The organism is Amycolatopsis australiensis (assembly GCF_900119165.1).
GTDB classification, from domain to species: domain Bacteria; phylum Actinomycetota; class Actinomycetes; order Mycobacteriales; family Pseudonocardiaceae; genus Amycolatopsis; species Amycolatopsis australiensis.
On sequence record NZ_FPJG01000006.1, the window covers coordinates 2,865,285 to 2,887,452 of the forward strand.

20 protein-coding genes are annotated in these 22,168 nt (G+C 71.7%); 10 read left to right on the forward strand and 10 right to left on the reverse strand.

Annotated elements, in window-relative coordinates; translation table 11 throughout:
- Positions 1 to 75: 75 nt before the first annotated feature.
- Positions 76 to 621: a TetR/AcrR family transcriptional regulator gene (locus BT341_RS15130; protein WP_072481962.1), complete on the forward strand. Its 546-nt coding sequence runs from the start codon at positions 76 to 78 to the stop codon at positions 619 to 621.
- Here the strand turns inward: BT341_RS15130 and BT341_RS15135 are convergent, their stop codons facing one another.
- On the reverse strand, positions 622 to 987 hold the full coding sequence (locus tag BT341_RS15135) for an RNA-binding S4 domain-containing protein (RefSeq protein WP_245804985.1): 366 nt from the start codon (positions 985 to 987) through the stop codon (positions 622 to 624).
- Positions 988 to 1,211: 224 nt separating this feature from the next.
- Here BT341_RS15135 and BT341_RS15140 point away from each other — a divergent pair, with 224 nt between their 5' ends.
- Positions 1,212 to 2,747, forward strand: a complete 1,536-nt coding sequence (locus BT341_RS15140) for a GMC oxidoreductase (protein ID WP_483860498.1) — start codon at positions 1,212 to 1,214, stop codon at positions 2,745 to 2,747.
- A 42-nt stretch (positions 2,748 to 2,789) separates the two neighbouring features.
- Here the strand turns inward: BT341_RS15140 and BT341_RS15145 are convergent, their stop codons facing one another.
- Both BT341_RS15145 and BT341_RS15150 read right to left on the reverse strand, forming a co-directional pair.
- A complete protein-coding gene (locus BT341_RS15145; protein ID WP_072476915.1) occupies positions 2,790 to 3,275 on the reverse strand; it encodes a carboxymuconolactone decarboxylase family protein in 486 nt (161 codons plus the stop codon).
- Entirely contained in the window at positions 3,272 to 4,348 is a 1,077-nt protein-coding gene (locus tag BT341_RS15150) for an NAD(P)H-dependent amine dehydrogenase family protein (RefSeq protein WP_072476916.1), read from the reverse strand. Before BT341_RS15150 ends, BT341_RS15145 begins: the two co-directional genes overlap by 4 nt.
- A 115-nt stretch (positions 4,349 to 4,463) precedes the next feature.
- On the opposite strand from BT341_RS15150, the gene ilvD reads away from it, so the two are divergent.
- Entirely contained in the window at positions 4,464 to 6,155 is a 1,692-nt protein-coding gene (ilvD, locus tag BT341_RS15155) for a dihydroxy-acid dehydratase (protein ID WP_072476917.1), read from the forward strand.
- Here the strand turns inward: ilvD and BT341_RS15160 are convergent.
- The 5 genes from BT341_RS15160 to BT341_RS15180 form a co-directional block, all read right to left on the reverse strand.
- Positions 6,134 to 7,489, reverse strand: a complete 1,356-nt coding sequence (locus BT341_RS15160) for a class I adenylate-forming enzyme family protein (RefSeq protein ID WP_072476918.1) — start codon at positions 7,487 to 7,489, stop codon at positions 6,134 to 6,136. The genes ilvD and BT341_RS15160 overlap by 22 nt on opposite strands.
- Before the next feature lie 14 nt (positions 7,490 to 7,503).
- Positions 7,504 to 7,917 carry an SsgA family sporulation/cell division regulator gene (locus BT341_RS15165; protein WP_072476919.1) on the reverse strand — a complete coding sequence of 138 codons (414 nt, stop codon included), beginning with the start codon at positions 7,915 to 7,917 and terminating at the stop codon, positions 7,504 to 7,506.
- Positions 7,918 to 8,088: 171 nt separating this feature from the next.
- Positions 8,089 to 9,081: an LLM class flavin-dependent oxidoreductase gene (locus tag BT341_RS15170; protein ID WP_072476920.1), complete on the reverse strand. Its 993-nt coding sequence runs from the start codon at positions 9,079 to 9,081 to the stop codon at positions 8,089 to 8,091.
- A gap of 99 nt (positions 9,082 to 9,180) precedes the next feature.
- Positions 9,181 to 10,110, reverse strand: a complete 930-nt coding sequence (gene bdeA, locus BT341_RS15175) for a bis(hydroxyethyl) terephthalate hydrolase (protein WP_072476921.1) — start codon at positions 10,108 to 10,110, stop codon at positions 9,181 to 9,183.
- Between the two features lie 745 nt (positions 10,111 to 10,855).
- Positions 10,856 to 11,455 carry a QsdR family transcriptional regulator gene (locus BT341_RS15180; RefSeq protein WP_072476922.1) on the reverse strand — a complete coding sequence of 200 codons (600 nt, stop codon included), beginning with the start codon at positions 11,453 to 11,455 and terminating at the stop codon, positions 10,856 to 10,858.
- Between the two features lie 84 nt (positions 11,456 to 11,539).
- Here BT341_RS15180 and BT341_RS15185 point away from each other — a divergent pair, with 84 nt between their 5' ends.
- The gene (locus tag BT341_RS15185) at positions 11,540 to 12,175 is read left to right on the forward strand and encodes a DsbA family oxidoreductase (RefSeq protein WP_072481964.1); all 636 of its coding nucleotides are present in this window, start codon (positions 11,540 to 11,542) and stop codon (positions 12,173 to 12,175) included.
- Here BT341_RS15185 and BT341_RS15190 read toward each other — a convergent pair.
- Positions 12,150 to 12,335 carry a hypothetical protein gene (locus tag BT341_RS15190; RefSeq protein ID WP_072481965.1) on the reverse strand — a complete coding sequence of 62 codons (186 nt, stop codon included), beginning with the start codon at positions 12,333 to 12,335 and terminating at the stop codon, positions 12,150 to 12,152. The genes BT341_RS15185 and BT341_RS15190 overlap by 26 nt on opposite strands.
- Before the next feature lie 248 nt (positions 12,336 to 12,583).
- A complete protein-coding gene (locus tag BT341_RS15195) occupies positions 12,584 to 13,567 on the reverse strand; it encodes a LacI family DNA-binding transcriptional regulator (RefSeq protein ID WP_245805312.1) in 984 nt (327 codons plus the stop codon).
- A gap of 130 nt (positions 13,568 to 13,697) precedes the next feature.
- On the opposite strand from BT341_RS15195, the gene BT341_RS15200 reads away from it, so the two are divergent.
- The 6 genes from BT341_RS15200 to BT341_RS15225 all read left to right on the forward strand — a co-directional run bounded on the left by BT341_RS15200 (position 13,698) and on the right by BT341_RS15225 (position 22,159).
- A complete protein-coding gene (locus tag BT341_RS15200) occupies positions 13,698 to 14,627 on the forward strand; it encodes a carbohydrate ABC transporter permease (RefSeq protein ID WP_072476924.1) in 930 nt (309 codons plus the stop codon).
- 70 nt (positions 14,628 to 14,697) lie between these two features.
- On the forward strand, positions 14,698 to 15,504 hold the full coding sequence (locus BT341_RS15205) for a carbohydrate ABC transporter permease (RefSeq protein WP_072481966.1): 807 nt from the start codon (positions 14,698 to 14,700) through the stop codon (positions 15,502 to 15,504).
- A 31-nt stretch (positions 15,505 to 15,535) separates the two neighbouring features.
- Positions 15,536 to 16,873 (forward strand): ABC transporter substrate-binding protein, encoded by a 1,338-nt coding sequence (locus BT341_RS15210; RefSeq protein ID WP_072476925.1) that lies wholly within the window; start codon positions 15,536 to 15,538, stop codon positions 16,871 to 16,873.
- Entirely contained in the window at positions 16,870 to 18,417 is a 1,548-nt protein-coding gene (gene arfA / locus BT341_RS15215) for an arabinosylfuranosidase ArfA (RefSeq protein ID WP_072476926.1), read from the forward strand. Before BT341_RS15210 ends, arfA begins: the two co-directional genes overlap by 4 nt.
- Positions 18,410 to 20,164 (forward strand): glycoside hydrolase family 35 protein, encoded by a 1,755-nt coding sequence (locus BT341_RS15220; RefSeq protein WP_072476927.1) that lies wholly within the window; start codon positions 18,410 to 18,412, stop codon positions 20,162 to 20,164. Before arfA ends, BT341_RS15220 begins: the two co-directional genes overlap by 8 nt.
- Positions 20,165 to 20,197: 33 nt before the next feature.
- Complete coding sequence (locus tag BT341_RS15225) at positions 20,198 to 22,159, forward strand: RICIN domain-containing protein (RefSeq protein ID WP_072476928.1); 1,962 nt, start codon at positions 20,198 to 20,200, stop codon at positions 22,157 to 22,159.
- Positions 22,160 to 22,168: the final 9 nt, after the last annotated feature.

Consider the following 22,168-nt stretch of genomic DNA (forward strand, 5'->3'; position numbering starts at 1 on the left):
CAATCCGCCGGATGACCTACGGCTTCCGGCGGATCGGACACCTGTCCGGTTGGCTACGCTGGCGGTGTGACGCCGATGCGAGCCGACGCCGAACAGAACCGGGAGCGGATCCTGGACGCCGCGCGCACCGCGCTCAAGGCGTCCAGCGCCGCCTCCCTGCAGTCGATCGCGAAGGCGGCCGGGGTCGGGCAGGGCACGCTGTACCGGCATTTCCCCAGCCGCGAGGCACTGCTGCTCGCCGTCTACCGGCACGACGTCGGCAAGCTGATCGACGCCGCGCCCGCGTTGCTCGCCCGGCACCCGCCCGCGGAGGCACTGCGGCGGTGGTTCGAGCAGCTCGCGGCGTACGGGCGCATCAAGCACGGCGTCGCCGACGCCGTCGAAGCCGCGACGCGCGCCGACCTCTCCGGCGAGTTCTACGAGCCGGTGCGCGCGGCGATCACGCTGCTGCTCGACGCCGGGAAGACCGCGGGCTCGGTGCGGCCGGACGTCGACGCCGAAGACGTCCTGCAGCTGGTGAGCTTCCTCTGGCGGTCCGACTTCGGGGCGGACCGGAAGGCGCGGACCGCGCATCTGCTGACCCTGGTGCTGGACGGGCTGAAACCGCCGCGGCGCGGGTGATCAAGGCGCCTGCTGCCGGAACGCGTCCAGCACGCGGCGCTCCTTCTTGGTCGGCCGTCCGGCGCCGCGGTCGCGCCGGGCGACCGGGATCGCCGTCTCCGGTGGCGGCTTCGGCGTCCGGTCGACGAAGCACGTCGCCGCGTCCGCCGCGCCCACGCGCTTCTGGATCACCCGGACGACGTCGAGGATCCGGGTCGTCCCGCCGACGCGCAGGCGGACTTCGTCACCCGGCACCACGGTCGTCGCGGGTTTCGCCGGCTTGTCGTTGACGCGCACGTGACCGCCGCGGCACGCCGCCGCGGCGTCCGGGCGGGTCTTCGTCAGCCGGACCGCCCAGAGCCAGCGGTCCACTCGGGTCGACTCCACAATCGTCCATGATGGCCCATTCGGCGGCACGGCCGCGCCACCCCGGCGGGTTACTCGCGGGTAAATGTCGACTTGTCTGCACCGCACGGTTATAACTTGTTCTAATATACCTCAACGGTGAGGACCGGCACATGCGTGATGAACCCGTGTGGAGAACGACTTCTGGAGCCATTTCCCGTCGCATTTTCATTGCTGGAACAGGTTCTATGCTGGCGGCCGCGACGGTGGGGAGCCGAGCGGCCGCCGCGACGCCGCAAGCCGTCATCGCCGACGGCGCCCGCGTGCCCGCGCTGGTGATCGGCTCGGGGTACGGCGGTTCGGTCGCCGCGCTGCGCCTCGCCCAGGCCGGCGTCGACGTGCAGCTGGTGGAAATGGGCATGGCGTGGGACACCCCGGGTGCCGACGGCAAGATCTTCGCCAACACGACGAGCCCCGACCAGCGCTCGTTCTGGTTGCGCACCAGGACGAAGCAGCCGCTGTCCAACTTCCTCGGGTTCCCGATCGACAAGGACATCCCGCGCTACACCGGCATCCTCGACGCCGAGGAGTTCGGCGGCATCGTCGTCTACCAGGGCCGCGGCGTCGGCGGCGGCTCGCTCGTCAACGGCGGCATGGCCGTGACGCCGAAGCGGGAGAACTTCGGCGCCATCCTGCCGACGGTCGACCCGGGCGAGATGTACGACACCTACTACCCGCGCGCCAACGCCGGTCTCGGCGTCGGCCTCGTCGACCCCGCGTGGTTCGACTCGGCCGACTGCTACCAGTACGCGCGGGTCGGCCGGAAGCAGGCGCAGCGGTCCGGGTTCCCGTTCGTCTTCGTCCCGGACGTCTACGACTGGGCCTACATGCAGCAGGAGCAGGCCGGCACGGTCCCGCGGTCGGCGCTGGCCGGGGAAATCCTGTACGGCAACAACTACGGCAAGAAGTCCCTGCAGAAGACCTACCTCCCGCGGATCGCGGCGACCGGGCGGGTCACCGTCTCGCCGCTGCACCGCGTGACGACGGTGACGCCCGCGTCCGGCGGCGGCTACACCGTCGTCGTCGAGCAGCTGGACACCTCCGGCGCGGTGACCGCGACGAAGTCGGTGACGGCGGACAAAGTGTTCTTCGCCGCGGGCAGCGTCGGCACCAGCAAGCTGCTGGTGAAGCTGAAGGCGACCGGCGCGCTGCCGAACCTCGGCGACGAGGTCGGCAAGGGCTGGGGCGACAACGGGAACGTGATGTGCGGGCGCGCCAACCACATCTGGGACCCGACCGGCAGCCTCCAGTCGTCGATTCCCTGCGGCGGCATCGACAACTGGGCCGCGGGCGGCGCGTTCGCCGAAGTCGCGCCGCTGCCGACCGGGATCGAGACGTGGGCGTCGTTCTACCTGTCGATCACGAAGAACCCGAACCGGGCCCAGTTCAGCTGGAACCCCGCGACGCGGAGCGTGGACCTGAACTGGCAGCCGGCGTGGAAGCAGCCGTCGATCGACATGGCGAAGTCCATCTTCGACCGGATCAACGCGAAGGAGGGGACGATCTACCGGACCGACCTGTTCGGCACGTACAAGATCTGGGGTGACCACCTGACCTACCACCCGCTCGGCGGCGCGGTGCTGGGCAAGGCGACCGACAACTACGGCAGGCTCGCCGGCTACCAGGGCCTCTACGCGATCGACGGGTCCCTGATCCCGGGCAACACGAGCGTGAACCCGTTCGTCACCATCACGGCGCTGGCCGAGCGCAACATCGAGAAGATCATCGCCACGGACTTCTGACCCGTCGTGAGCGGGAAACCGGGTCAGAACACTGTTTCCCGCTCACGACCGGTGGGACGGCAGGACGCAGACGGTGTCGAGCCCCAGGACGTGGTTCAGCCGGCCGAACGCCAGCCACGCGCCGAGGCTCATGCTCAGCTCCACGATCTCCCGCTGCGTGTAGTGCGCGGACATCCGCTGCCAGAACTCGTCGTCGAGGTGGTGGTGGTCGAGGGCGTACCGCTCGGCGTACTCGGCCGCCAGGCGCGTCCGCTCGTCGAACCGGCCGGTCGTGCGCCAGTCGGCGACGGCGTCGGCGAACTCCGGCTCGACCTTGACGCCGTCGCGCTCGGTGCGCCAGTCGAGGCAGAACACGCAGCCGTTGATCTGCGCGATGCGCAGCCGCGCGGCTTCGAACTCCCGCAGTCCCAGCGTCGTGTGCTCGTACACGGCCAGCGAGAACCGGGAAGCGGCGATCCCGATGCCGGGCACCATTTCGCCCCAGACGTACCCGATCGGGTCCTTGCCCTCGGGGATGTCGATGTTCACGGACGCCTCCTGCCGAGCCTGCCCACCGCCGGGCGCAGCGGGACGTCGAGCGCGTCGTAGAGGCCGGGTTCCGCCGCGGCGAGCCAGTCGATGGCCCCGACGAGCCGGCCGACGGCGGTGGCGTTGCCGCCCGCGGACCGGTTTTCGCCCTCGTCGCTCGCCTCGACCGTGACCTCGATGCGCGGCCGGCCTTCGATGATCACGCGGTGCGCGCCGTCGCCGCTGGGCGGTGCCGGCCAGTCCGGCGCGCACGACGGGTGGATCCGGGTGACGTGCTCGACGACGATCCGCGGTTCGCCGCCGACGAGGCCCTGCACCTCGAACCGCACCGCGCCCTGCGTGCCGCGCTCGAACTCGCCCATGGTGCGGGTGGTCACGGTTTCGGCGAGGGGACGGCGATCGAGCGTCTCGCGCAGCTCGCCGACCTCGACGCCGAGGCCGCGCGCGATCAGCCGGACCTGGCCGCCCCAGACCATCGACGGCACGCCGGGCATGAGCATCGGCGGGTCGTAGTCCATCGGCCGGCCCATGCCGACCAGGTTCCGGACGGAGTCGGGCTGCTCGTAGGTCGAGTAGTCGAAGATCTCCTGGCAGCGGACGACGTCGACGTCGGTGCCGAGCCCGCTGACCAGCAGCGGCAGCACGTCGTTGCCCCAGCCGGGGTCGACGCCGGAGACGAACAGCGAGCCGCCGCCCGCCCGCACGGCGGCCAGTACCGGGTCCCGCAGCTCGGGTGGCGCGTTGCGCTGGTCGTAGAGCGGGTAGAGCGCCGGGGTCACGACCACCGCGCCCGCCCGGACCCCGCGGACGACGTCGGCGAACGCGTCGTCGAACCGGACGTCGCCCGAAGCGGCGTACACGATCGCGCGCGGACCGGCCGCGAGCACCGCGTCGACGTCGTCGGTGGCGGTCACGCCGAGTTCGCCGGTGCCGGCCAGCGCACCGGCGTCCTTGCCCACCTTCGCCGGGTCGTGGACGAGCACCGCGGTCAGCTCCAGCGCCGGATGGGCGTCGACGGCCCGGACGGCCGCGCGCCCGACGTTGCCCGTGCCCCACACCACTGTGGCGATCATGGCCCGAGTCTTCGCCGGTTCGCCGGGGCCCCGGAAGGGAATCGTTCCGGCCAGCGGACCGCGCGGACGTTGGTAGGATCCCGGTGCAGCCGAACGTAGCAAGCGGAGGTCTGCCATGACTGTCGACCCGAAGCCCCGCAGCCGCACGGTGACCGACGGGATCGAGGCCGCGCCCGCCAGGGGCATGCTCCGCGCCGTCGGGATGGGGGACGGCGACTGGGGGAAGCCGGTCATCGGCGTCGCCAGCTCGTGGAACGAGATCACGCCGTGCAACCTGTCGCTGGACCGGCTCGCGCAGGCGGCGAAGGAAGGCGTGCACGCCGGCGGCGGCTACCCGCTGCAGTTCGGCACGATCTCGGTGTCCGACGGCATTTCCATGGGCCACGACGGCATGCACTTCTCGCTCGTCTCCCGCGAGGTCATCGCGGACTCGGTCGAGACCGTGATGCAGGCCGAACGCCTCGACGGCTCGATCCTGCTGGCCGGCTGCGACAAGTCGCTGCCCGGCATGCTGATGGCCGCCGCGCGCCTGGACCTGGCGTCGGTGTTCCTCTACGCGGGCACGATCGCCCCCGGCTGGGTGAAGCTCACCGACGGCACCGAGAAGGACGTCACGCTCATCGACGCCTTCGAGGCCGTCGGCGCGTGCCGGGCCGGCCGGATGACGACCGGCGACCTGGACCGGATCGAACGCGCCATCTGCCCCGGCGAGGGCGCGTGCGGCGGGATGTACACGGCGAACACGATGGCGTCGGCCGCCGAAGCCATGGGGATGAGCATGCCCGGCTCGGCCGCGCCGCCGTCCGCGGACCGCCGCCGCGACCATTACGCGCACCTTTCGGGTGAAGCCGTGGTCGGGCTGCTCGAACGCGGCATCACCGCGCGGGACATCCTCACGCGCGAGGCGTTCGAGAACGCGATCACGGTCGTGATGGCCCTCGGCGGCTCGACGAACGCCGTGCTGCACCTGCTCGCCATCGCCCACGAGGCGAAGGTCGAGCTGACGCTGGACGACTTCAACCGCGTCGGCGACCGCGTCCCGCACCTGGGCGACCTGAAGCCGTTCGGCAAGTACGTCATGAACGACATCGACCGCCACGGCGGCATCCCGGTGCTGATGAAGGCCCTCCTCGACGAGGGGCTCATCCACGGCGACGCGCTGACCGTCACCGGCCGCACGGTCGCGGAGAACCTCGCCGACCTGGATCCGGGCCCGATCGACGGCGAAGTGCTGCGCACGCCGGCCAACCCGCTCCACCCGACCGGCGGCATCACCATCCTGCGCGGCTCGCTCGCGCCGGAGGGCGCCGTCGTGAAGTCCGCGGGCTTCGACACGGCCAGCTTCGAAGGCCCGGCCCGCGTGTTCGAACGCGAGCAGGAGGCGATGGCCGCGCTGAACGAGGGCCGCATCCAGGCCGGCGACGTCGTCGTCATCCGCTACGAAGGCCCGAAGGGCGGCCCGGGCATGCGGGAGATGCTGGCGATCACCGCGGCGATCAAGGGCGCCGGGCTCGGCCGCGACGTCCTCCTGCTCACCGACGGCCGGTTCTCCGGCGGCACCACCGGCCTGTGCATCGGCCACGTCGCCCCCGAAGCCGTCGACGGCGGCCCGATCGCGTTCGTCCGCACCGGCGACCGGATCGCCGTCGACATCAAGGCCCGCAGCATCGACCTGCTGGTCGACGCGGCCGAGCTGGCCCGCCGCCGGGACGGCTGGCAGCCGCTGCCGAACAAGTTCCCCGAAGGGGTGCTCGGCAAGTACGTGAAGCTGGTGAAGTCGTCGTCCTACGGCGCGGTCACGAGCTGAGCCAGGGCCCGTTTGTCGACCTTGCCGACGTCGGTGAGCGGCAGCGCGTCGACGAAGTCCACGCCGGCCGGGACGTAGTGCTCCTGCCCGAAGACTTCCCGCGCGTGGGCTTTCAGCTCGGCTTCCGTCACTTCGCTCCTCGTGACGACGACGGCGTGCAGCAGCCGGCCGTGGCCGAAGACGGCCGCGCTCCGGACCGCCGGGTGCGTCTCCAGCGCGTGCTCGACGACGGTCGTGGGCACCTTCGTGCCGTGCTCGCCGGTCACGACGACGTCGTCCGCGCGGTCGAGCAGGTAGAGGTAGCCCTCGTCGTCGAAGCGGCCGAGGTCGCCGGTGCGCAGCCAGCCGTCGCCGATCGGCTCGGCACCGACGTAACCGTCCATCATGGACAGTCCGCGGACCTCGACCTCGCCGCCGGTGATCCGGGCTTCCATGCCGGGCACGATCCGGCCGACCGAGCCCAGCCGGTCCGGCCGGTCGAGCAGCTCGGCGGCGGAGATGCTCGCGATCATCGGGGCCTCGGTCAGGCCGTAGCCCTGGCCGACGACCGGCCCGAACACGTCGAGGGCCTGAGCCAGCCGGTGCGGCGGCAGCGGTGCGGCGCCCAGGGACAGCGAGCGGACGCTGCGGAGGTCGGTGCGCGGCCGCGCCGGGTGGTCGAGCAGCGCCGCCAGCCGCGGCGGGGTCAGCGACAGCGTGTCGATGCGGTGCTCCTGGATCGCGTCGAGCACCGCGCCCGCGTCGAAACCGTCGTGCAGCACCACGGTGTCCCGCCGCAGCAGCGCGCCCAGCACGGTCGCGTTGCCGGTCATGTGCGTCATCGGCGCGACGAGCAGCGTGCGGCGCGGGCCGTCCGGGTCCGGCGCGAAGATGTGCGCCATGCCGTCGTAGATGCCGCTGTGGTGGATGAGCTTCGGGGTGCCGGTGGTGCCGCCGGTGGGGAAGCGGAGGCTGACCCGCTCGGGCAGGGTCAGCGGCTCGGGCTCGCCGTCGAGGTCTTCGAGCGTCCGGACGTCGCTGCCGGGCCATTCCCCGGGGCGGCCGGTGACGACGGTCGCGCCCCGCGCGGCCGCGAGCCGATCCTGGTTCGGGGCCGACGCCGGGACCAGCAGCACGGTCGCGCCGCGCAGCAGGGCCGCGAGCTGCACGAGGACCGTCTCCGGCCGGTTCGGCAGGTCGATGGCGACGGTCCCGGTGCCGCCCAGCCCGGCGTGCAGGCGGCGCAGGCGGTCGCGGGCCTGGTGGTAGGTCGTGGTGACCCCGCCGGCGTGGAACAGGACGCGGTCACCGCCGTCGTCGAGGGCGGCGAGCGCTTTCGCCAGGAAGAAGCTCACCGACCGGACGGTACTCAGTCCTGGTAGGACAGCTTCGCCAGCTCCGCCTGGAAGTCGAACCAGTCGGTCTCGCTGCCGGCCGGGATGACGTCGTAGGTCCGGTCGAGGAAGGCGGCGATCTCCTTCGCGGGCGCTTCGAGCACCGCGGCGCCGTCCGGGGAGGTCAGCTCGACGACGACGAGGGCGGGGTCGGCGGCGGGCCCGACCCGGACGTCACCGTCGCCGCAGCGGGTGAGCAGCCCGTCGGCGAGCAGGTCGCGGCCGAAGAGCCAGCGGACGGCGCTCGCGCCGGCGTGCAGCACCACGGCGACCGCGTACGGGTCGCGGGTGTCGTACTCCAGCTCGGCCGGCACCGGCCGCGGCGCCGCCCCGAATGTGCGCAGGGCGAAGTCGATGCGGGCGCTGGTCACGCTGTGCGGGTCGGCCATGGGGGACACCTTCGCGTTCGTTCGGTCTTCTTGATCTTGTCCAAGGGATAACCCATGGTGAGTGCAACGCCCAGCGATCCGAAAAACTTTCACACGCGCGGGTGATCAAGAAGTGGCCGACGTCACCGTCGGCGTGGCCGAACGGGCACTTTCGTCACTGTACGTGTCCAGTCAGCGGCCGAGTGCCGGGCCGAGCCGTTCCGCGATGTCGGTGAGGATCTGCACGTAGTCCTCGTGCTCGAAGGTGAACGGCAGGGCGAACGCGACCTCGTCGACCTCGCGGAACGCGGCGTGCGCGTGCAGCCGCTCGGCGATCTCCGCCGACGTCCCGACGAAGTCGGGGGAGAACAGCATCCGCGCCGGGCCCTGCGGCTCGGCGGTCCGCGGCAGCCGCTTCGCCGCGTACGCCTCGTACTTCGCGCGCTGCTCCGGCGTCGCGCGGTCGGTCGGGATGACGACGAGGCCTTGCGAAACACGGCCGGCGGGGTGGTGCTCGCGGAAGGTCCGGATGTGCGACAGCTGGATCTCGGCGAAGTCCGTGCTCTCGCCTTCGGCCTTGACCACGCTGCTGGTCAGGAAGTTCATCGCGTGCTTGCCGGCCCATTCGGCCGAGCGCAGGCTCGCCCCGCCGTACCAGAGGCGTTCGCCGAGGCCGGGCGACTGCGGCTGGACCCGGTCGGAGAACACCTCGAAGCCGTCGGTGCCGCTGAAGCCCGTTGCCGGCTCGCCGCGCACGAAGTCCAGCAACCTCCGCACGCGCTCGTAACCGAAGTCCTCGGCGTCGGCGGTGTCGGGGTAGAGCGCGCGCTTGATCTCGTCCCAGCGCATCGGCGGGCCGACGCTGATACCGGGGTTGAGCCGGCCGCCGGAGAGCAGGTCGACGGTGGCCAGGTCCTCCGCCAGCCGCAGCGGGTTCTCCCAGCCGAGCGGGATGACGGCGGTCCCGAGCGCGATCCGGCTGGTCCGCTGCGACGCGGCCGCCAGCACGGCGACCGGCGAGGAGATGCCGTGCTGCAGGTGCCGGTGGCGCACCCAGGCGCTGTCGAAGCCGAGCTGTTCGCCGAGCTCGATGATCTCGAGGGTCGATTCGTGGCCCCGCCGCGGGTCGGCGGGGTCGAACAGGCCGATGGTCAGGAAGCCCAGCTTCCGCAGTGGTCGCGACACGCCGCCGATTCTGCCCCGGCCTGCCGTGAAGCCGCCGCCGTTCCACCTGCTGGGCTGCTCCGGAGCCCCCGGGAGGCGTGAACCTCCCGGGGGCCGGGCTCAGCCGTTGTGCGGGCAGTTGCCCCGGTAGTCGGAGATGGCGGCGCTGGTGCTCGGGAGCGGGCAGAGGAACTGTTCGTAGCGGGTGTCGTTGTCGATGAACCGCTTGAGCCAGGACAGCGTGTACTTCGCGATCGTGGTGTTCGGCGTGTTCGGGGCGAAGTGGCTGGCGCCGCGCAGTTCCAGGTACGCCCGGTCCAAAGTGGACGGCAGGCTGGTGTAGAACGGGATGGAGTGGCTGGCCACGGGGGCGACGGTGTCCGCCTGCGCCCCGACGACGAGCGTCGGCACCTGCAGCGTCGACCAGTTCTTGTTCAGGTCCCACGCGGTCAGCGGCACGGCGGCCTGCAGCGACGGCCGCGAGCGCGCGGCTTCGAGCGTGCCGCCGCCGCCCATCGAGTGCCCGACCACGCCCAGCCGGCCGCTGTCGATGCGCGAGCGCACCGAGCTCTGCTGGGTCAGGTAGTCGAGGGAGGCGAGGAGCTGGCGGCCCCGGCTGTCGGGCTGGTCGCTGGTCGTGAGGGTGTCGATGGTGAAGACGACGAAGCCCTGGGAGGCCAGCCGCGGCCCGAGCCAGGCGATGCTCGACTGGGTGGCGGTGAAGCCGGGCGCGATGGAGATGGCCCCGAACGTGCCGGCGGTGGTGGTGGTCGGGTAGTAGATGGTGCCGCCACCGAAGCCGGAGACGGCCAGCCGCGAAACGGTGGCGGTACTGGTCGCGAACGGGCCCTGGGCGGCTTCGATGCTGGCGTTGGTGGGATCGGGGCCGCGTTCGTAGGGGTTGGCGGCAGCGGGAGCGGGAGCGGCAACACCGGTGGTGAGCGCCAGCGCGGCGAGCACCACCCCGGCGGCCTTGGCCCGCCACCCACGGCGGCGGGAAATTTTCTCACCCGAGCCAGACAGCATCGGCGGGCTGGTGAGTACGGACATGGAGCGCTCTCTTTCCCCGGGCGGCCGAAAGCGGCCCGGAACGGACGGGCGGACCGACGGAATCGTTGCGGGACAACGGAGGACGTGCGAAGTGAGGGTGCGGGGGTAACCGCTTTCCCGTGGTGTCATGAAACACTTCTGGGAAATGTTCCACAACACCCGAATGGGTGAGTCGTTGGCCGACTGTGCGCTCAGTCAGCGTCGGGAGGGGCCTGTGCGGGCTGGGTGCGGTCCTCGCGGCCTGGCTCGGCGCCTGCGGGCGGGGCGCCCAGGCCGGGCTGTGCCCGCTCGGGCGCGGAGTCCGCGGGACTGCTCAGCGTCGCTGCAAGCCCTGTGCACCGCGACCGCGCACCAGCGCACTCGCGCCGCGAGTTGCGCCCGCGCGAGCTGAACTCGCGCGGCTTGCGCCCGCGCGGGTTGAGCCCGTGCCCGCGCCCCGCGCACCCGCGCCGCGGGTTGAGCCCGTGCCCGCGCCCCGCGCACCCGCGCCGCGGGTTGAGCCCGTGCCCCGCGCGCTCGCGCCGGGAGCTGCGCCCGCGCGAGCTGCGCCCGCGCGAGCTGCGCCCGCGAGCTGCGCCCGCGCGAGCTGCGCCCGCGAGTTGCGCCCGCGTGAGTTGCGCCCGCGCCCGGCGCACTCGCGCCGCGAGCTGCGCCCCGCCCGGTGTGCTCCACAGGCGCCAAGCGGCCCCGCGCCCGGCATCCGCAGGCCCGCACTGCGCCACCGAGCCGCGCCCGGCGCCGATGATCAACCGGCGGCCGTCGGTTCCAAGGCTCCGCGGACCAGCGTGTCCAGCAGCGTCGTCGCGACCGTCAAATCCACCGTCCGCGCCGCCAGCACGTCCGAGTACAGGAACGACTCACCCAGCCGCACGACAGCGAACGCCAGGTCCGGCAACCCCACCAACGGCGTCAACCCCGCCGCCTCCGCGTCCGCGCGGAACAGCTCCACGTGCGCGTCCACCAGGGCCGGCTGGACCGCTCCGCGCGGGTCGGTCAGCACGCGCAGCGCCACCGTCGACTCCGCCTCGATCAGCTTGCGCATGCCCTCGTTGCCCGCCACCTCGCGGCGGTACTCCTCCATCACCCACAGGCACCGCAGCCGTCCCTCCGGCGCGCGGACCGCGTCGCCGTGCTGCTCGTGCCAGTGGTCGAGTGCCCGCTGCCACGTCCGGTCGGACAGCAGGCGCAGCCCCGCGCCCATCAGGTCGTCGCGGTTGCCGACGCGGCGGAAGAACGTCGTGCGCGAAATCCCCAGCTCCGCCGCCATCCGGCCGAGGTCGAGGCGCGTGCCCGAGTACAGGAGGCGGGCCGCGTGCCGGACTATGTCGTCGGTCGAGACGGTCACCGGCCCACCCTAGCCGCAGGTCGCCGTCGGTTACCTTGAAGTGCGTGCCGCCACCGGGGATACCGTGTCGGCGTGCGCGTAGACATCTGGTCCGATCTCGTCTGTCCCTGGTGCTACCTCGGCAAACGCCGCTTCGAAAAGGCCGTGGCCGAACTCGGTGCCGACGTCGAGGTCGTGCACCACTCCTTCCAGCTGGACCCGTCGTTCCCGCGGGGCACGTCCCGGCCGACGCGCGAGGTGCTGTCCGAGAAGTACGGCCGCACCCTCGAAGAGGCCGACGAAATGGAAGCGCAGATGGAACAGCGCGCGGCGGCCGACGGGCTCGAGTACCACCTCGACGGCGTCCACATGGGCAACACCGCCGACGGCCACCGCCTGGTCCACCTCGCCGCCGAGCGCGGACTGGCCGACGCGGTCGTCGACCGGTTCTACCGCGCGCACTTCACCGAACGACGCTCGCTGTTCGACCGCGACTCGCTGGTGGCGCTGGCCGCCGAAGCCGGCCTCGACGCGGCCGAAGCCCGCGCGGTCCTCGAATCGGACGCGTACGAAGCCGAAGTCGCGGCGGACGGCGAACAAGCGCGGGCGCTGGGCGCCACCGGCGTGCCGTTCTTCGTGATCGACCGCCGGTTCGGCGTCGCGGGCGCCCAGTCGCCCGAGGCGTTCGCCCAGGTGCTGCGCCGCGCGGCAGAGGTCAGCGACGGCGCCGCCGCCGGGTGAACCGCGACCGGTCGGTGGCGACGCCGGCCAGGTGCAGCGCGACGCACAGCAACCCGGCGGTGGTGAGCGTCCCGGTCGTGACGACGGAGCCGAGCCCGAACCCGGCCAGCTCCATCAGCAGGGCGAGCCCGAAGAGAACAGCGGCGAGAATGGCGAGCATGACGGCCTCGTTTCCGTGGTGCGGCTGAATGGTCCACACCACTGCGACGTTCGGAGCGCCGGAAGTCCCGGCTCGGTGGCCGGTAATGCCCCGGCGCCCGCGCGGCGAAACGAAGATTGAGACGCAGCTCGCGGGGGCGCCCCCCGTTTTCCACTCTACCGGCAGTCACCGACAATTCCGGCGCGAGCTGCCGAACCCGGTGCGGCCGACCGACTTCTCCACGGCACCAACCCGCTGAGCCACGCCCGTCACGGCGGTGGTGCCGTACTCGACCGGACCACCAGCTCCGTCGGCACGCTCACCGGCTCCCCAGCCTCGGCGCCCGTCTCGATCTCCGTCAGCAGCGCCGCCACCGCGTGGCGGCCCACCGCCTCGAACGACTGGCGGATCGTGGTCAGCGGGGGCCAGAAATGGGCCGACTCCTCCATGTCGTCGAAGCCCACCACGCTCACCTCTTCCGGCACGCGCCGTCCCGCTTCGTGCAACGCCCGCAGCAGGCCCAGTGCCATCTGGTCGTTCGCCGCGAACACCGCCGTCACCGCCGGGTCCGCCGCCAGCCGCACCCCCGCCTCGTAACCCGACGCCGGGGACCAGTCGCCGGTCGACACCGGTGGCACCGGGCGTCCCGCCCGCTCCAGCGTCGCCTGCCACGATTTGCGGCGCCGCTCCGCCGAATACGACTGCGGCGGGCCCGCTATGTGCCACACCGTCGGATGCCCCAGCTCCAGCAGGTGCCGGGTCGCCGTGGCCGCGCCGTCGGCCTGGTCGGTGTCCACCACCGGGTAGTCGTAGCGGGCGCTCGAGTCGATCACCACCACCGGCAGCCCGTGCGGCAGCTCGATCTCGCTCTGGTCGAGCTGGTGCTGCTCGATCAGGATGATCACGCCGTCGACGGCCTGCTCGTTCAGCTTGCTGAACGCGCCCGTCACCTCGCCCTGCGTCGGGCGCGTCACCGGCATCAGGATGATCGAGAACCCCTGCTCGACGACCGCCGCCGCGATGGCGTCCAGCGTGCGGCTGTTGCCGAACGTCGGCAGCGCCGAGATGATCACGCCGATGCTGCGGAACTTGCCGTTGCGCAGCGCGCGGGCCGCGCTGTTGGGCCGGTAGCCGATCCGCCGCATCGCGGCCAGGACCCGTTCGCGTGTCGCGTCGTCGACGTTCGTCTTGCCGTTCGCCACCCGGGACACCGTCTGGCCGGACACGCCCGCCTCGCGCGCGACGTCCGCCATCGACGGTCCACGGCGCGGGGATGCAGTCGGCACGGTGTCTCCTCGAAGCGTCCTGGACATGTTTACGTCAACACGTTACCCTCCGACCGTCCATGTTGACGTAAACATCCGCACGAACACCGGAGAGACGATGACGTCCACAGCGGCTCCGCCCGTCCCGGCCCCGCCGCGCCGGGCGACGGCGGCCCGGCGGCCACGGCGCAACTGGCGTGGCTGGCTCTTCGTCGCTCCCTTCATGCTGGTGTTCGCGCTGACCTTCGTCGCGCCGGTCGGCTACGCCTTCGTGCTCAGCCTCTTCCGCGACCAGGCCTTCTTCGGCGGCACGGTGTTCGTCGGCGCCGACAACTACGCGCAGGTGCTCGCCGACCCGAAGTTCTGGGAGGCCTTCCGGCGGGTGCTGCTCTTCCTCGCCGTCCAGGTGCCGATCATGCTGGTGCTCGCGCTGATCGCGGCGCTGGCGATCGACAGCGCCCGGCTGCACGCCGCCGGGTTCTTCCGGATCGTGATCTTCCTGCCCTACGCGGTGCCCGCCGTGGTCGCCGCCCTGATGTGGGGCTTCATCTACGGCGACCACTTCGGCCTCGCCGCCGACCTCAACCACCTGCTCGGCACCGACGCGGTGCGGCCGCTGTCCCAGAACTGGCTGCTCGCCTCGATCGGCAACGTCGTCACCTGGGAGTTCGTCGGCTACAACATGCTCATCTTCTACTCCGCGCTGAAGGTGATCCCCAAGGAGCTGTTCGAGGCGGCCGCGATCGACGGCGCCGGCGCGTTCCGCACCGTCTTCTCGATCAAGCTGCCCGCCATCCGCGGCGCGATCGTGATCGCCACGATCTTCTCGATCATCGGCAGCTTCCAGCTGTTCAACGAGCCGAACATCATGCGCAACCTGGTCCCGAACGTGATCGGCACCTTCTACACGCCGAACATGTACGCCTACAACCTTTCCTTCGCCGGTCAGCAGTACAACTACTCCGCCACGGTCGCGATCGTGATGGGCGTGATCACCGCGGTCATCGCCTACGTCGTGCAGCTGCGCGGCACCCGGAAGGGGATGTGACGTGGCCACGGCTCCGGGCAAGAGGCAGTCGGTGACCCGGCCGGAGAAGTCGCGGGTCCTCACCGCCGTCATGGCGCTGTACCTGCTCTACACGCTGGTCCCGCTGGTGTGGCTGGTGATCAACGCGACGAAGACGCAGCCGGCGCTGTTCACGACGTCGGGCCTGTCCTTCGGCGGCCCGTTCGCGCTGTTCGACAACATCGCCCAGACGTTCACCTACAACAACGGCATCTTCTTCCGCTGGCTCGGCAACACCCTGCTCTACGTCGTGGCCGGCGCCGGCGGGGCGACGATCCTGGCCACGGCGGCGGGCTACGGGCTGGCCAAGTACCGCTTCCCGGGCCGCCGCGCGGTGTTCGCGGTCGTCCTGGGCGCGGTGGCGGTACCGGCCACGGCGCTCGCCGTGCCGACGTTCCTCATGTTCAGCAAGCTCGGGCTGACCAACACGCCGCTGGCCATCATCATCCCGTCGCTGATCAGCCCGTTCGGCCTCTACCTGATCTGGGTCTACGCCGCCGACGCCGTCCCCGACGAGCTGCTGGAAGCGGCCCGGATCGACGGCGCGGGCGAGGTCCGGATCTTCCTCACCGTCACGCTGCGCCAGCTCGTGCCCGGGATCATCACGGTGGCGCTGTTCACGATGGTGCAGACCTGGAACAACTACTTCCTCCCGCTGATCATGCTCAGCGAGCCCAAGTGGTACCCGCTGACCGTCGGGCTCAACCAGTGGAGCGCGCAGGCCAACGGCGCCGGCGCGCAGCCGATCTTCAACCTCGTGCTCACCGGATCCCTGCTCACCATCATTCCCCTCGTCCTCGCTTTCCTGCTCATGCAACGGTTCTGGCAGTCCGGGCTGAGCGCGGGCAGCGTCAAGTAACCGCCGTCACACCGTCGTGAAGGGACACTCGATGTCACGCATCCGTAGTCGCGCCAGGGCGGCCGCCGCCGTGGCGCTGGCCGCCGCACTGGCGGTCGGCTGCTCGTCCGGCAGCACGTCCGGGCCCGCCGCCGCCACCGGCACCCAGGACTCCGTCGACGCCGCGCTGAAGGCGGGCGGCACCATCACCTACTGGAGCTGGACGCCCTCGGCCAAGGACCAGGTCGCCGCGTTCCAGAAGGAATACCCGAACGTCCACGTCGACTACGTCAACGCGGGGACGAACAAGGAGGAGTACACCAAGCTCCAGAACGCGATCAAGGCCGGCTCCGGCGCCCCGGACGTCGCGCAGATCGAGTACTACGCGCTGCCGCAGTTCGCGTTGACCGATTCACTGGCCGACCTGAACCAGTACGGCTTCGGCGCGTTCGAAAAGGACTACAGCGCCTCGACGTGGGCGCAGGTGAAGAACAGCAACGGCCTGTACGGCCTGCCGCAGGACTCCGGCCCGATGGCGTTGTTCTACAACAAGGAAGTCTTCGACAAGAACGGCATCGCCGTGCCGAAGACGTGGGACGAGTACGTCGCCGCGGCCAAGAAGCTGCACGCCGCCGACCCCACCAAGTACATCACCTCCGACACCGGTGACCCCGGGTTCGCGCTCAGCATGATCTGGCAGGCCGGCGGGCACCCGTTCAGCGTCGACGGCCGGAACGTGAAGATCAACCTGGCCGACGCCGGCGCCAAGAAGTGGACCGCGACCTGGAACCAGCTCATCGAGGGCAAGCTGCTCGCCCCGGTCAAGGAGTGGTCCGACGACTGGTTCCGCGCCCTCGGCGACGGCACCGTCGCGTCCCTGGTCACCGGCGCCTGGATGCCCGGCAACTTCAAGTCCTCCGTCCCCGGCGGCGAGGGCAAGTGGGCGGTGGCCCCGATGCCGACCTACGACGGCAAGCCGGTCACCGCGGAGAACGGCGGCAGCACCCAGTCGGTGGTCAAGCAGAGCAAGAACCCGGCGCTGGCGGCGGCGTTCGTGCGCTGGCTCAACCACGGCAACGGCGTCAAGCCGTTCATCGAAAGCGGTGGCTTCCCGGCCACCACGGCGGACCTGACCTCGCCCGCGTTCGTCGACGAGCCCGTGCCGTACTTCGGCGGGCAGAAGATCAACCAGGTGCTGACCCAGGCGTCGAAGGACGTCGCGCCGGGCTGGACCTACCTGCCGTACCAGACCTACGCCAACAGCGTCTTCAGCGACACCGTCGGCAAGGCCTACCTGAACGGCACCGGGCTGGACGCCGGGCTGGCGGCCTGGCAGCAGGCCCTGGTCGACTACGGCAACCAGCAGGGCTTCACGGTCAGCGCCGGATGACCGTCCACATCGAAGGCGACGTGGGCAACGCCGCCCAGGTGATCGGCCGGGTCCCGCGTCGCCTCTTCGGCTCGTTCGTCGAGCACATGGGCCGGTCGGTCTACACCGGGATCTACGAACCCGGACACCCCACCGCGGACGAACGCGGCTTCCGCGGCGACGTGCTGGAGCTGGTCCGGGAGCTGGGCCCGACGGTGGTGCGCTACCCCGGCGGGAACTTCGTGTCCGCGTACCGCTGGGAGGACGGGGTCGGGGCCGTCCGGCCCGTCCGGCTCGATCCGGCCTGGCACAGCGTGGAGTCCAACCGCTTCGGCCTGCACGAATTCGCCGCGTGGGCCGAAGCCGCGGGTGCCGAGGTGATGTACGCGGTCAACCTCGGCACCCGCGGCATCCAGGAGGCCGCCGACGTCCTGGAGTACTGCAACCACCCGGGCGGCACCGAGCTGAGCGAGCGGCGGCGCGCGAACGGCGCCGACCGCCCGTTCGGCTTCAAGCTCTGGTGCCTCGGCAACGAGATGGACGGGCCGTGGCAGATCGGCCACAAGACGGCCGACGAGTACGGCAGGCTCGCCGCGGAGACCGCCCGGCTGATGCGGATGATCGACCCGGACGTCGAGCTGGTCGTCGCGGGCAGCTCGCACGCCGAGATGCCGACGTTCGGCTCGTGGGAGCGCACCGTGCTGCGCCACACCGCCGAGCTGGCCGACCACATCTCGCTGCACGCCTACTACCAGGAGCTGCACGGCGACACCGAAAGCTACCTGGCCAGCGGCGCCGCGCTGGACCGCTACATCCGGACCACCGCGGGCGTCATCGACGAAACCCTCGCCGAGCTGGGGCTGGACAAGAAGATCGGGATCAGCGTCGACGAGTGGAACGTCTGGGACCTGCGCCGCTGGAACGAGGTCGACCAGGCGCGGCTCGCCGCGAGCGGCTGGCGGGAACACCCGCGGATCATCGAAGACACCTACACCGTCACCGACGCGGTCGTCGTCGGGTCGCTGCTGTCCTCGCTGCTGCGCAACGTCGACCGCGTCACCATGGCGAACCAGGCCCAGCTGGTGAACGTCATCGCGCCGATCCGCACCGAGCCCGGCGGCCCGGCGTGGCGGCAGCCGACGTTCCACCCGTTCCGGCAGGTCGCCGCCCTCGCGAGCGGGGACAGCCTGCGGCTGACCGTCGAAGGCGAGCGGCTGCGCACCGCCCAGCACGGCGAAGTCGACCTGGTCGACGCCGCCGCGACGGCCGCGGACTCGGGGCGTGGCGCGGTGTTCCTCACCAACCGGGCCACCGCGGCGCCGACCGAGGTCCGGCTGCGCCTGCGCGGCGCGCGCTACGGCGTGTACGCCGCCGAAACCCTGACCACACCCGACGGCGAAACCCGGCACGCCGTCAACACCGCCGAAGCCGAACCGGTCCGGCCGGTGCCGCTGGCCGGCGCCGCCGTGACGACCGACCCCGGGGGGACCACCATCACCGTGACTCTGCCGCCCTTGTCCTGGACCGTGCTGCAGCTGTGCCCCGAGGCGGGCCCGCATGCCTGAGTTCGTGATCGGGGAGACCGACTTCCTGCTCGACGGCCGGCCGTTCCGGATCCTTTCCGGGGCCCTGCACTACTTCCGGGTGCACCCGGACCTGTGGGCGGACCGGATCGACAAGGCCCGGCGGATGGGCCTGAACACCATCGAGACCTACGTCCCGTGGAACGCGCACGCCCCTTCGCCGGACACCTTCGACCTCACCGGCGGCCTCGACCTCGACCGCTTCCTGCGGCTCGTCGCCGACGCCGGGATGTACGCGATCGTGCGGCCGGGCCCGTACATCTGCGCCGAGTGGGACAACGGCGGCCTGCCGGCGTGGCTGTTCCGCGACCCGTCGGTCGGGGTACGGCGGTACGAGCCGAAGTACCTGGCCGCCGTGCGCGAATACCTCACGCGCGTCTACGAAGTCGTGGTGCCGCACCAGGTTGACCGCGGCGGCCCGGTGCTGCTGGTGCAGGTGGAGAACGAGTACGGCGCGTTCGGCGACGACAAGCGGTACCTGAAAGCGCTTGCCGACCACACGCGGGCGTCCGGCATCACCGTGCCACTGACCACAGTGGACCAGCCCACACCGGAGATGCTGGATGCGGGCAGCCTGGAAGGGCTGCACCGCACCGCGTCCTTCGGCTCGGGCACCGGAGAGCGGCTGGCGATCCTGCGCGCGCACCAGCCGACCGGGCCGCTGATGTGCAGCGAGTTCTGGAACGGCTGGTTCGACCACTGGGGCGCGCACCACCACACGACACCGGCCGCGGCCGCGGCGGCCGAGCTGGACGCGCTGCTCGCGGCGGGCGCGTCGGTCAACCTGTACATGTTCCACGGCGGCACCAACTTCGGGCTGACCAGCGGCGCCAACGACAAGGGCGTCTACCAGCCGCTGGTGACCTCCTACGACTACGACGCGCCGCTCGACGAGGCCGGCGACCCGACGCCGAAGTACCACGCCTTCCGTGACGTCATCGCCCGCTACCACAAGGTGCCCGATTCGGTGCCGCCGCCGGCCCGGCCCGCGCCGACCCCGGCGGGGGTGCTGCGCGACCCGGTCCGCCTGCTCGACGCGCCGGACCGCTGGGGCACCTGGGAGTTCCACGAGGAGCTGCCCGCCTTCGACGACCTGACGCCGATGCCGCGGCTGGCACTGCTGCGCACCTCGGTGACCGGCGACCGGCCCGGCGTGCTCACCTTCGGCGAGGTCCGCGACCGCGCGACGGTGTTCTTCGACGGCGACCCGGTGGGCACGCTGCACCGCGACCACCACGACCGCGCGATCGCCCTGCCGCGGGCCCGCGGTGAGCTGCTGGTGCTCGTCGAGGACCAGGGCCGCGTCGACTACGGGCCGCGGATCGGCGAGGCCAAGGGCATCGTCGGCGGCGTCACGCTGCACGGCGAGCCGCTGACCGGCTGGGACGTGCTGCCGATCGACCTGGCCGCGGTGCCTTCGCTGCGGGCGCCGGGCGGCGCCGTCGTCGCGGGTCCGGTGGCCGGCCCGGTGCTGCTGCGCGCCGGATTCGACGTCGACGCGCCCGCCGACCTCTTCCTCGACACGGGGGACTGGGGCAAGGGCATCGCGTGGCTCAACGGTTTCGCGCTCGGCCGGTACTGGCGGCGCGGGCCGCAGCGGACGCTGTACGTGCCGCGTCCGGTAGTCCGCGCGGGCGCCAACGAGCTCGTCGTGCTCGAACTGGACACCCTGCTCGACCCGGCGGCCCGGTTCGTGCCGCGGCCGCTGCTCGGCCACACCGAAGCCTGACAGGTCCCCACCGAAGCGAAGGGCAGTCCGACGATGAACCTGCGGCGTTTGCTCACCGTCCTTTGTGTACCACTGGTCGGCGGCGCGGTCGTCGCCGCGCCCGCGGCGGCGGCCACCGCCGTGACCGTGAAACCCGACCCGACCTACCGGCAGCAGCCGTTCGAGGGCTGGGGCGCGAGCCTGGCGTGGATGGCCGAGGCGACCGGCGGCTACCCCGATGCGGTCCGGACCAAGCTGGCGGACCTGGTCTTCGGCCCGCAGGGGCTGAACCTCAACATCGCCCGGTTCAACGTCGGCGGCGGCAACGCCCCGGACGTCCCGCCGTACCTGCGCAAGGGTGGCGCGGTCCCCGGCTGGTGGAAGGCGCCGGCCGGCACCACCCGCGCCGACAAGGACTGGTGGACCCCCGGCGACCCGGCCGAGTTCGACCCGAACGCCGACCCGAACCAGCGCTGGTGGGTCGACAAGATCAAGAACCGCGTCACGAAGTGGGAGGCGTTCAGCAACTCCCCGCCCTACTTCCAGACCGTGTCCGGCTACGTCTCCGGCGGCTTCAACGCCACCGACGAGCAGCTGCGGCCCGACAGGATCGGCGATTTCACCGCGTACCTGGCGCAGGTCGTCCGGACGCTGGAACGCGCGCACGGCATCAAGTTCGCGTCGGTCGACCCGCTGAACGAGCCGAACACGAACTACTGGAAGACGACCCTCGGCCCCGACGGCAACCCGACCGGTGGCCGGCAGGAGGGCGCGCACGTCGGGCCGTCGGTCCAGGCCCAGCTGATCCCGGCGATGGCCGCGGCGCTGCCCGGGACGGCGGTGTCCGCCCCCGACGAGACCAACCCGGACATCTTCGCCGCGGACTGGAGCGGCTGGACGGCCGCGGCGCGGGCGGCGGCGGGACGGCTGAACGTGCACACCTACGGGACCGGCAACCGGCCGGTGCCGCGGGACATCGCCAAGGGCGCGGCGAAGCCGCTGTGGATGAGCGAGGTCGGCGGCAGCTGGCTGGACCGGCAGGACTTCACCAGCATGGACCCGGGACTCGGGCTGGCCGGCCAGATCACCGACGACCTGCGCCTGCTCGAGCCGAGCGCGTGGGTGAGCTGGCAGCCGATCGAGGACTACGACAACATGAAGCCCGGCGGGGAATCCGCGGCCGGGATGAACTGGGGCGAGATCCAGGTTTCGTTCGGCTGCACCACCGCGGACTGTCCGATCCAGACGAACACGAAGTTCGACACGATGCGGAACTTCACCCACTACATCCGGCCGGGTGACCGGCTGATCGCGTCGAACGACACGGCGTCGACGGCCGCGATGCGCGGGGAGGACCTGTCGTCGGTGGTCCACGTCAACCCGGGCGCCGCGGAGCAGGACGTCACGCTGGACCTGTCCGGGTTCGGCCGCGTCCGGCCGGGCGCCTCGGTGACGCCGGTGGTCACGGACGGCACAGGCGCGCTTCGCCGTGGCAAGCCGGTCCGGGTGCGCTCGGGCCAGGCGACGCTGCGGGTCCCGGCGCGCTCGGTGACGACGTTCGTGGTCGACGGCGTCTCGTCGGCGGCCGCGGGCACGGGTATCGGCTCGGGCCGGCCGTTCACGTTCACCGGCGTCCAGAGCGGCAAGTCCCTGTCGGCGGAGAACGGCACGCTGGTCCAGCGCACGACGGACGCGTCGGCGGCCTCGCAGCGCTGGACGCTGACGGACCGCACGGGCCGCTACGGCAGCCGCGACCGCTACACGATCACGAACGCGGCGACGGGCGAGGTGCTGACCACGGCCGGCGGCGCGGTGACACTGGCCCCGGCGGCCACGACGGACCCGGCGGCCCAGTGGACGCTGTCGACCACGGGCGACGGAACCTGGACGTTCGTCAACGCGGCGGACGGCCGGCTGCTGGACGTGACGGGCGAGTCCCGCGCGGACGGCGCCCGCATCGGCCTGTACCGGCCGACCAACGGCCCCAACCAGCGTTGGCAGGCCGTCGCCCGTTAGTCCCGGCCC

What these genes read in the sequence shown, in the direction of transcription:
- BT341_RS15165 (WP_072476919.1), bottom strand. Translation starts at nt 7,917, where the DNA reads ATGGCCGACCCGCACAGCGTGACCAGCGCCCGCATCGACTTCGCCCTG.
- BT341_RS15190 (WP_072481965.1), bottom strand. Translation starts at nt 12,335, where the DNA reads ATGCTCGCCATTCTCGCCGCTGTTCTCTTCGGGCTCGCCCTGCTGATG.
- BT341_RS15220 (WP_072476927.1), top strand. Translation starts at nt 18,410, where the DNA reads ATGCCTGAGTTCGTGATCGGGGAGACCGACTTCCTGCTCGACGGCCGG.
- arfA (WP_072476926.1), top strand. Translation starts at nt 16,870, where the DNA reads ATGACCGTCCACATCGAAGGCGACGTGGGCAACGCCGCCCAGGTGATC.
- ilvD (WP_072476917.1), top strand. Translation starts at nt 4,464, where the DNA reads ATGACTGTCGACCCGAAGCCCCGCAGCCGCACGGTGACCGACGGGATC.
- BT341_RS15225 (WP_072476928.1), top strand. Translation starts at nt 20,198, where the DNA reads ATGAACCTGCGGCGTTTGCTCACCGTCCTTTGTGTACCACTGGTCGGC.
- BT341_RS15150 (WP_072476916.1), bottom strand. Translation starts at nt 4,348, where the DNA reads ATGATCGCCACAGTGGTGTGGGGCACGGGCAACGTCGGGCGCGCGGCC.
- BT341_RS15130 (WP_072481962.1), top strand. Translation starts at nt 76, where the DNA reads ATGCGAGCCGACGCCGAACAGAACCGGGAGCGGATCCTGGACGCCGCG.
- BT341_RS15205 (WP_072481966.1), top strand. Translation starts at nt 14,698, where the DNA reads ATGGCGCTGTACCTGCTCTACACGCTGGTCCCGCTGGTGTGGCTGGTG.
- bdeA (WP_072476921.1), bottom strand. Translation starts at nt 10,110, where the DNA reads ATGTCCGTACTCACCAGCCCGCCGATGCTGTCTGGCTCGGGTGAGAAA.
- BT341_RS15210 (WP_072476925.1), top strand. Translation starts at nt 15,536, where the DNA reads ATGTCACGCATCCGTAGTCGCGCCAGGGCGGCCGCCGCCGTGGCGCTG.
- BT341_RS15200 (WP_072476924.1), top strand. Translation starts at nt 13,698, where the DNA reads ATGACGTCCACAGCGGCTCCGCCCGTCCCGGCCCCGCCGCGCCGGGCG.
- BT341_RS15195 (WP_245805312.1), bottom strand. Translation starts at nt 13,567, where the DNA reads ATGGCGGACGTCGCGCGCGAGGCGGGCGTGTCCGGCCAGACGGTGTCC.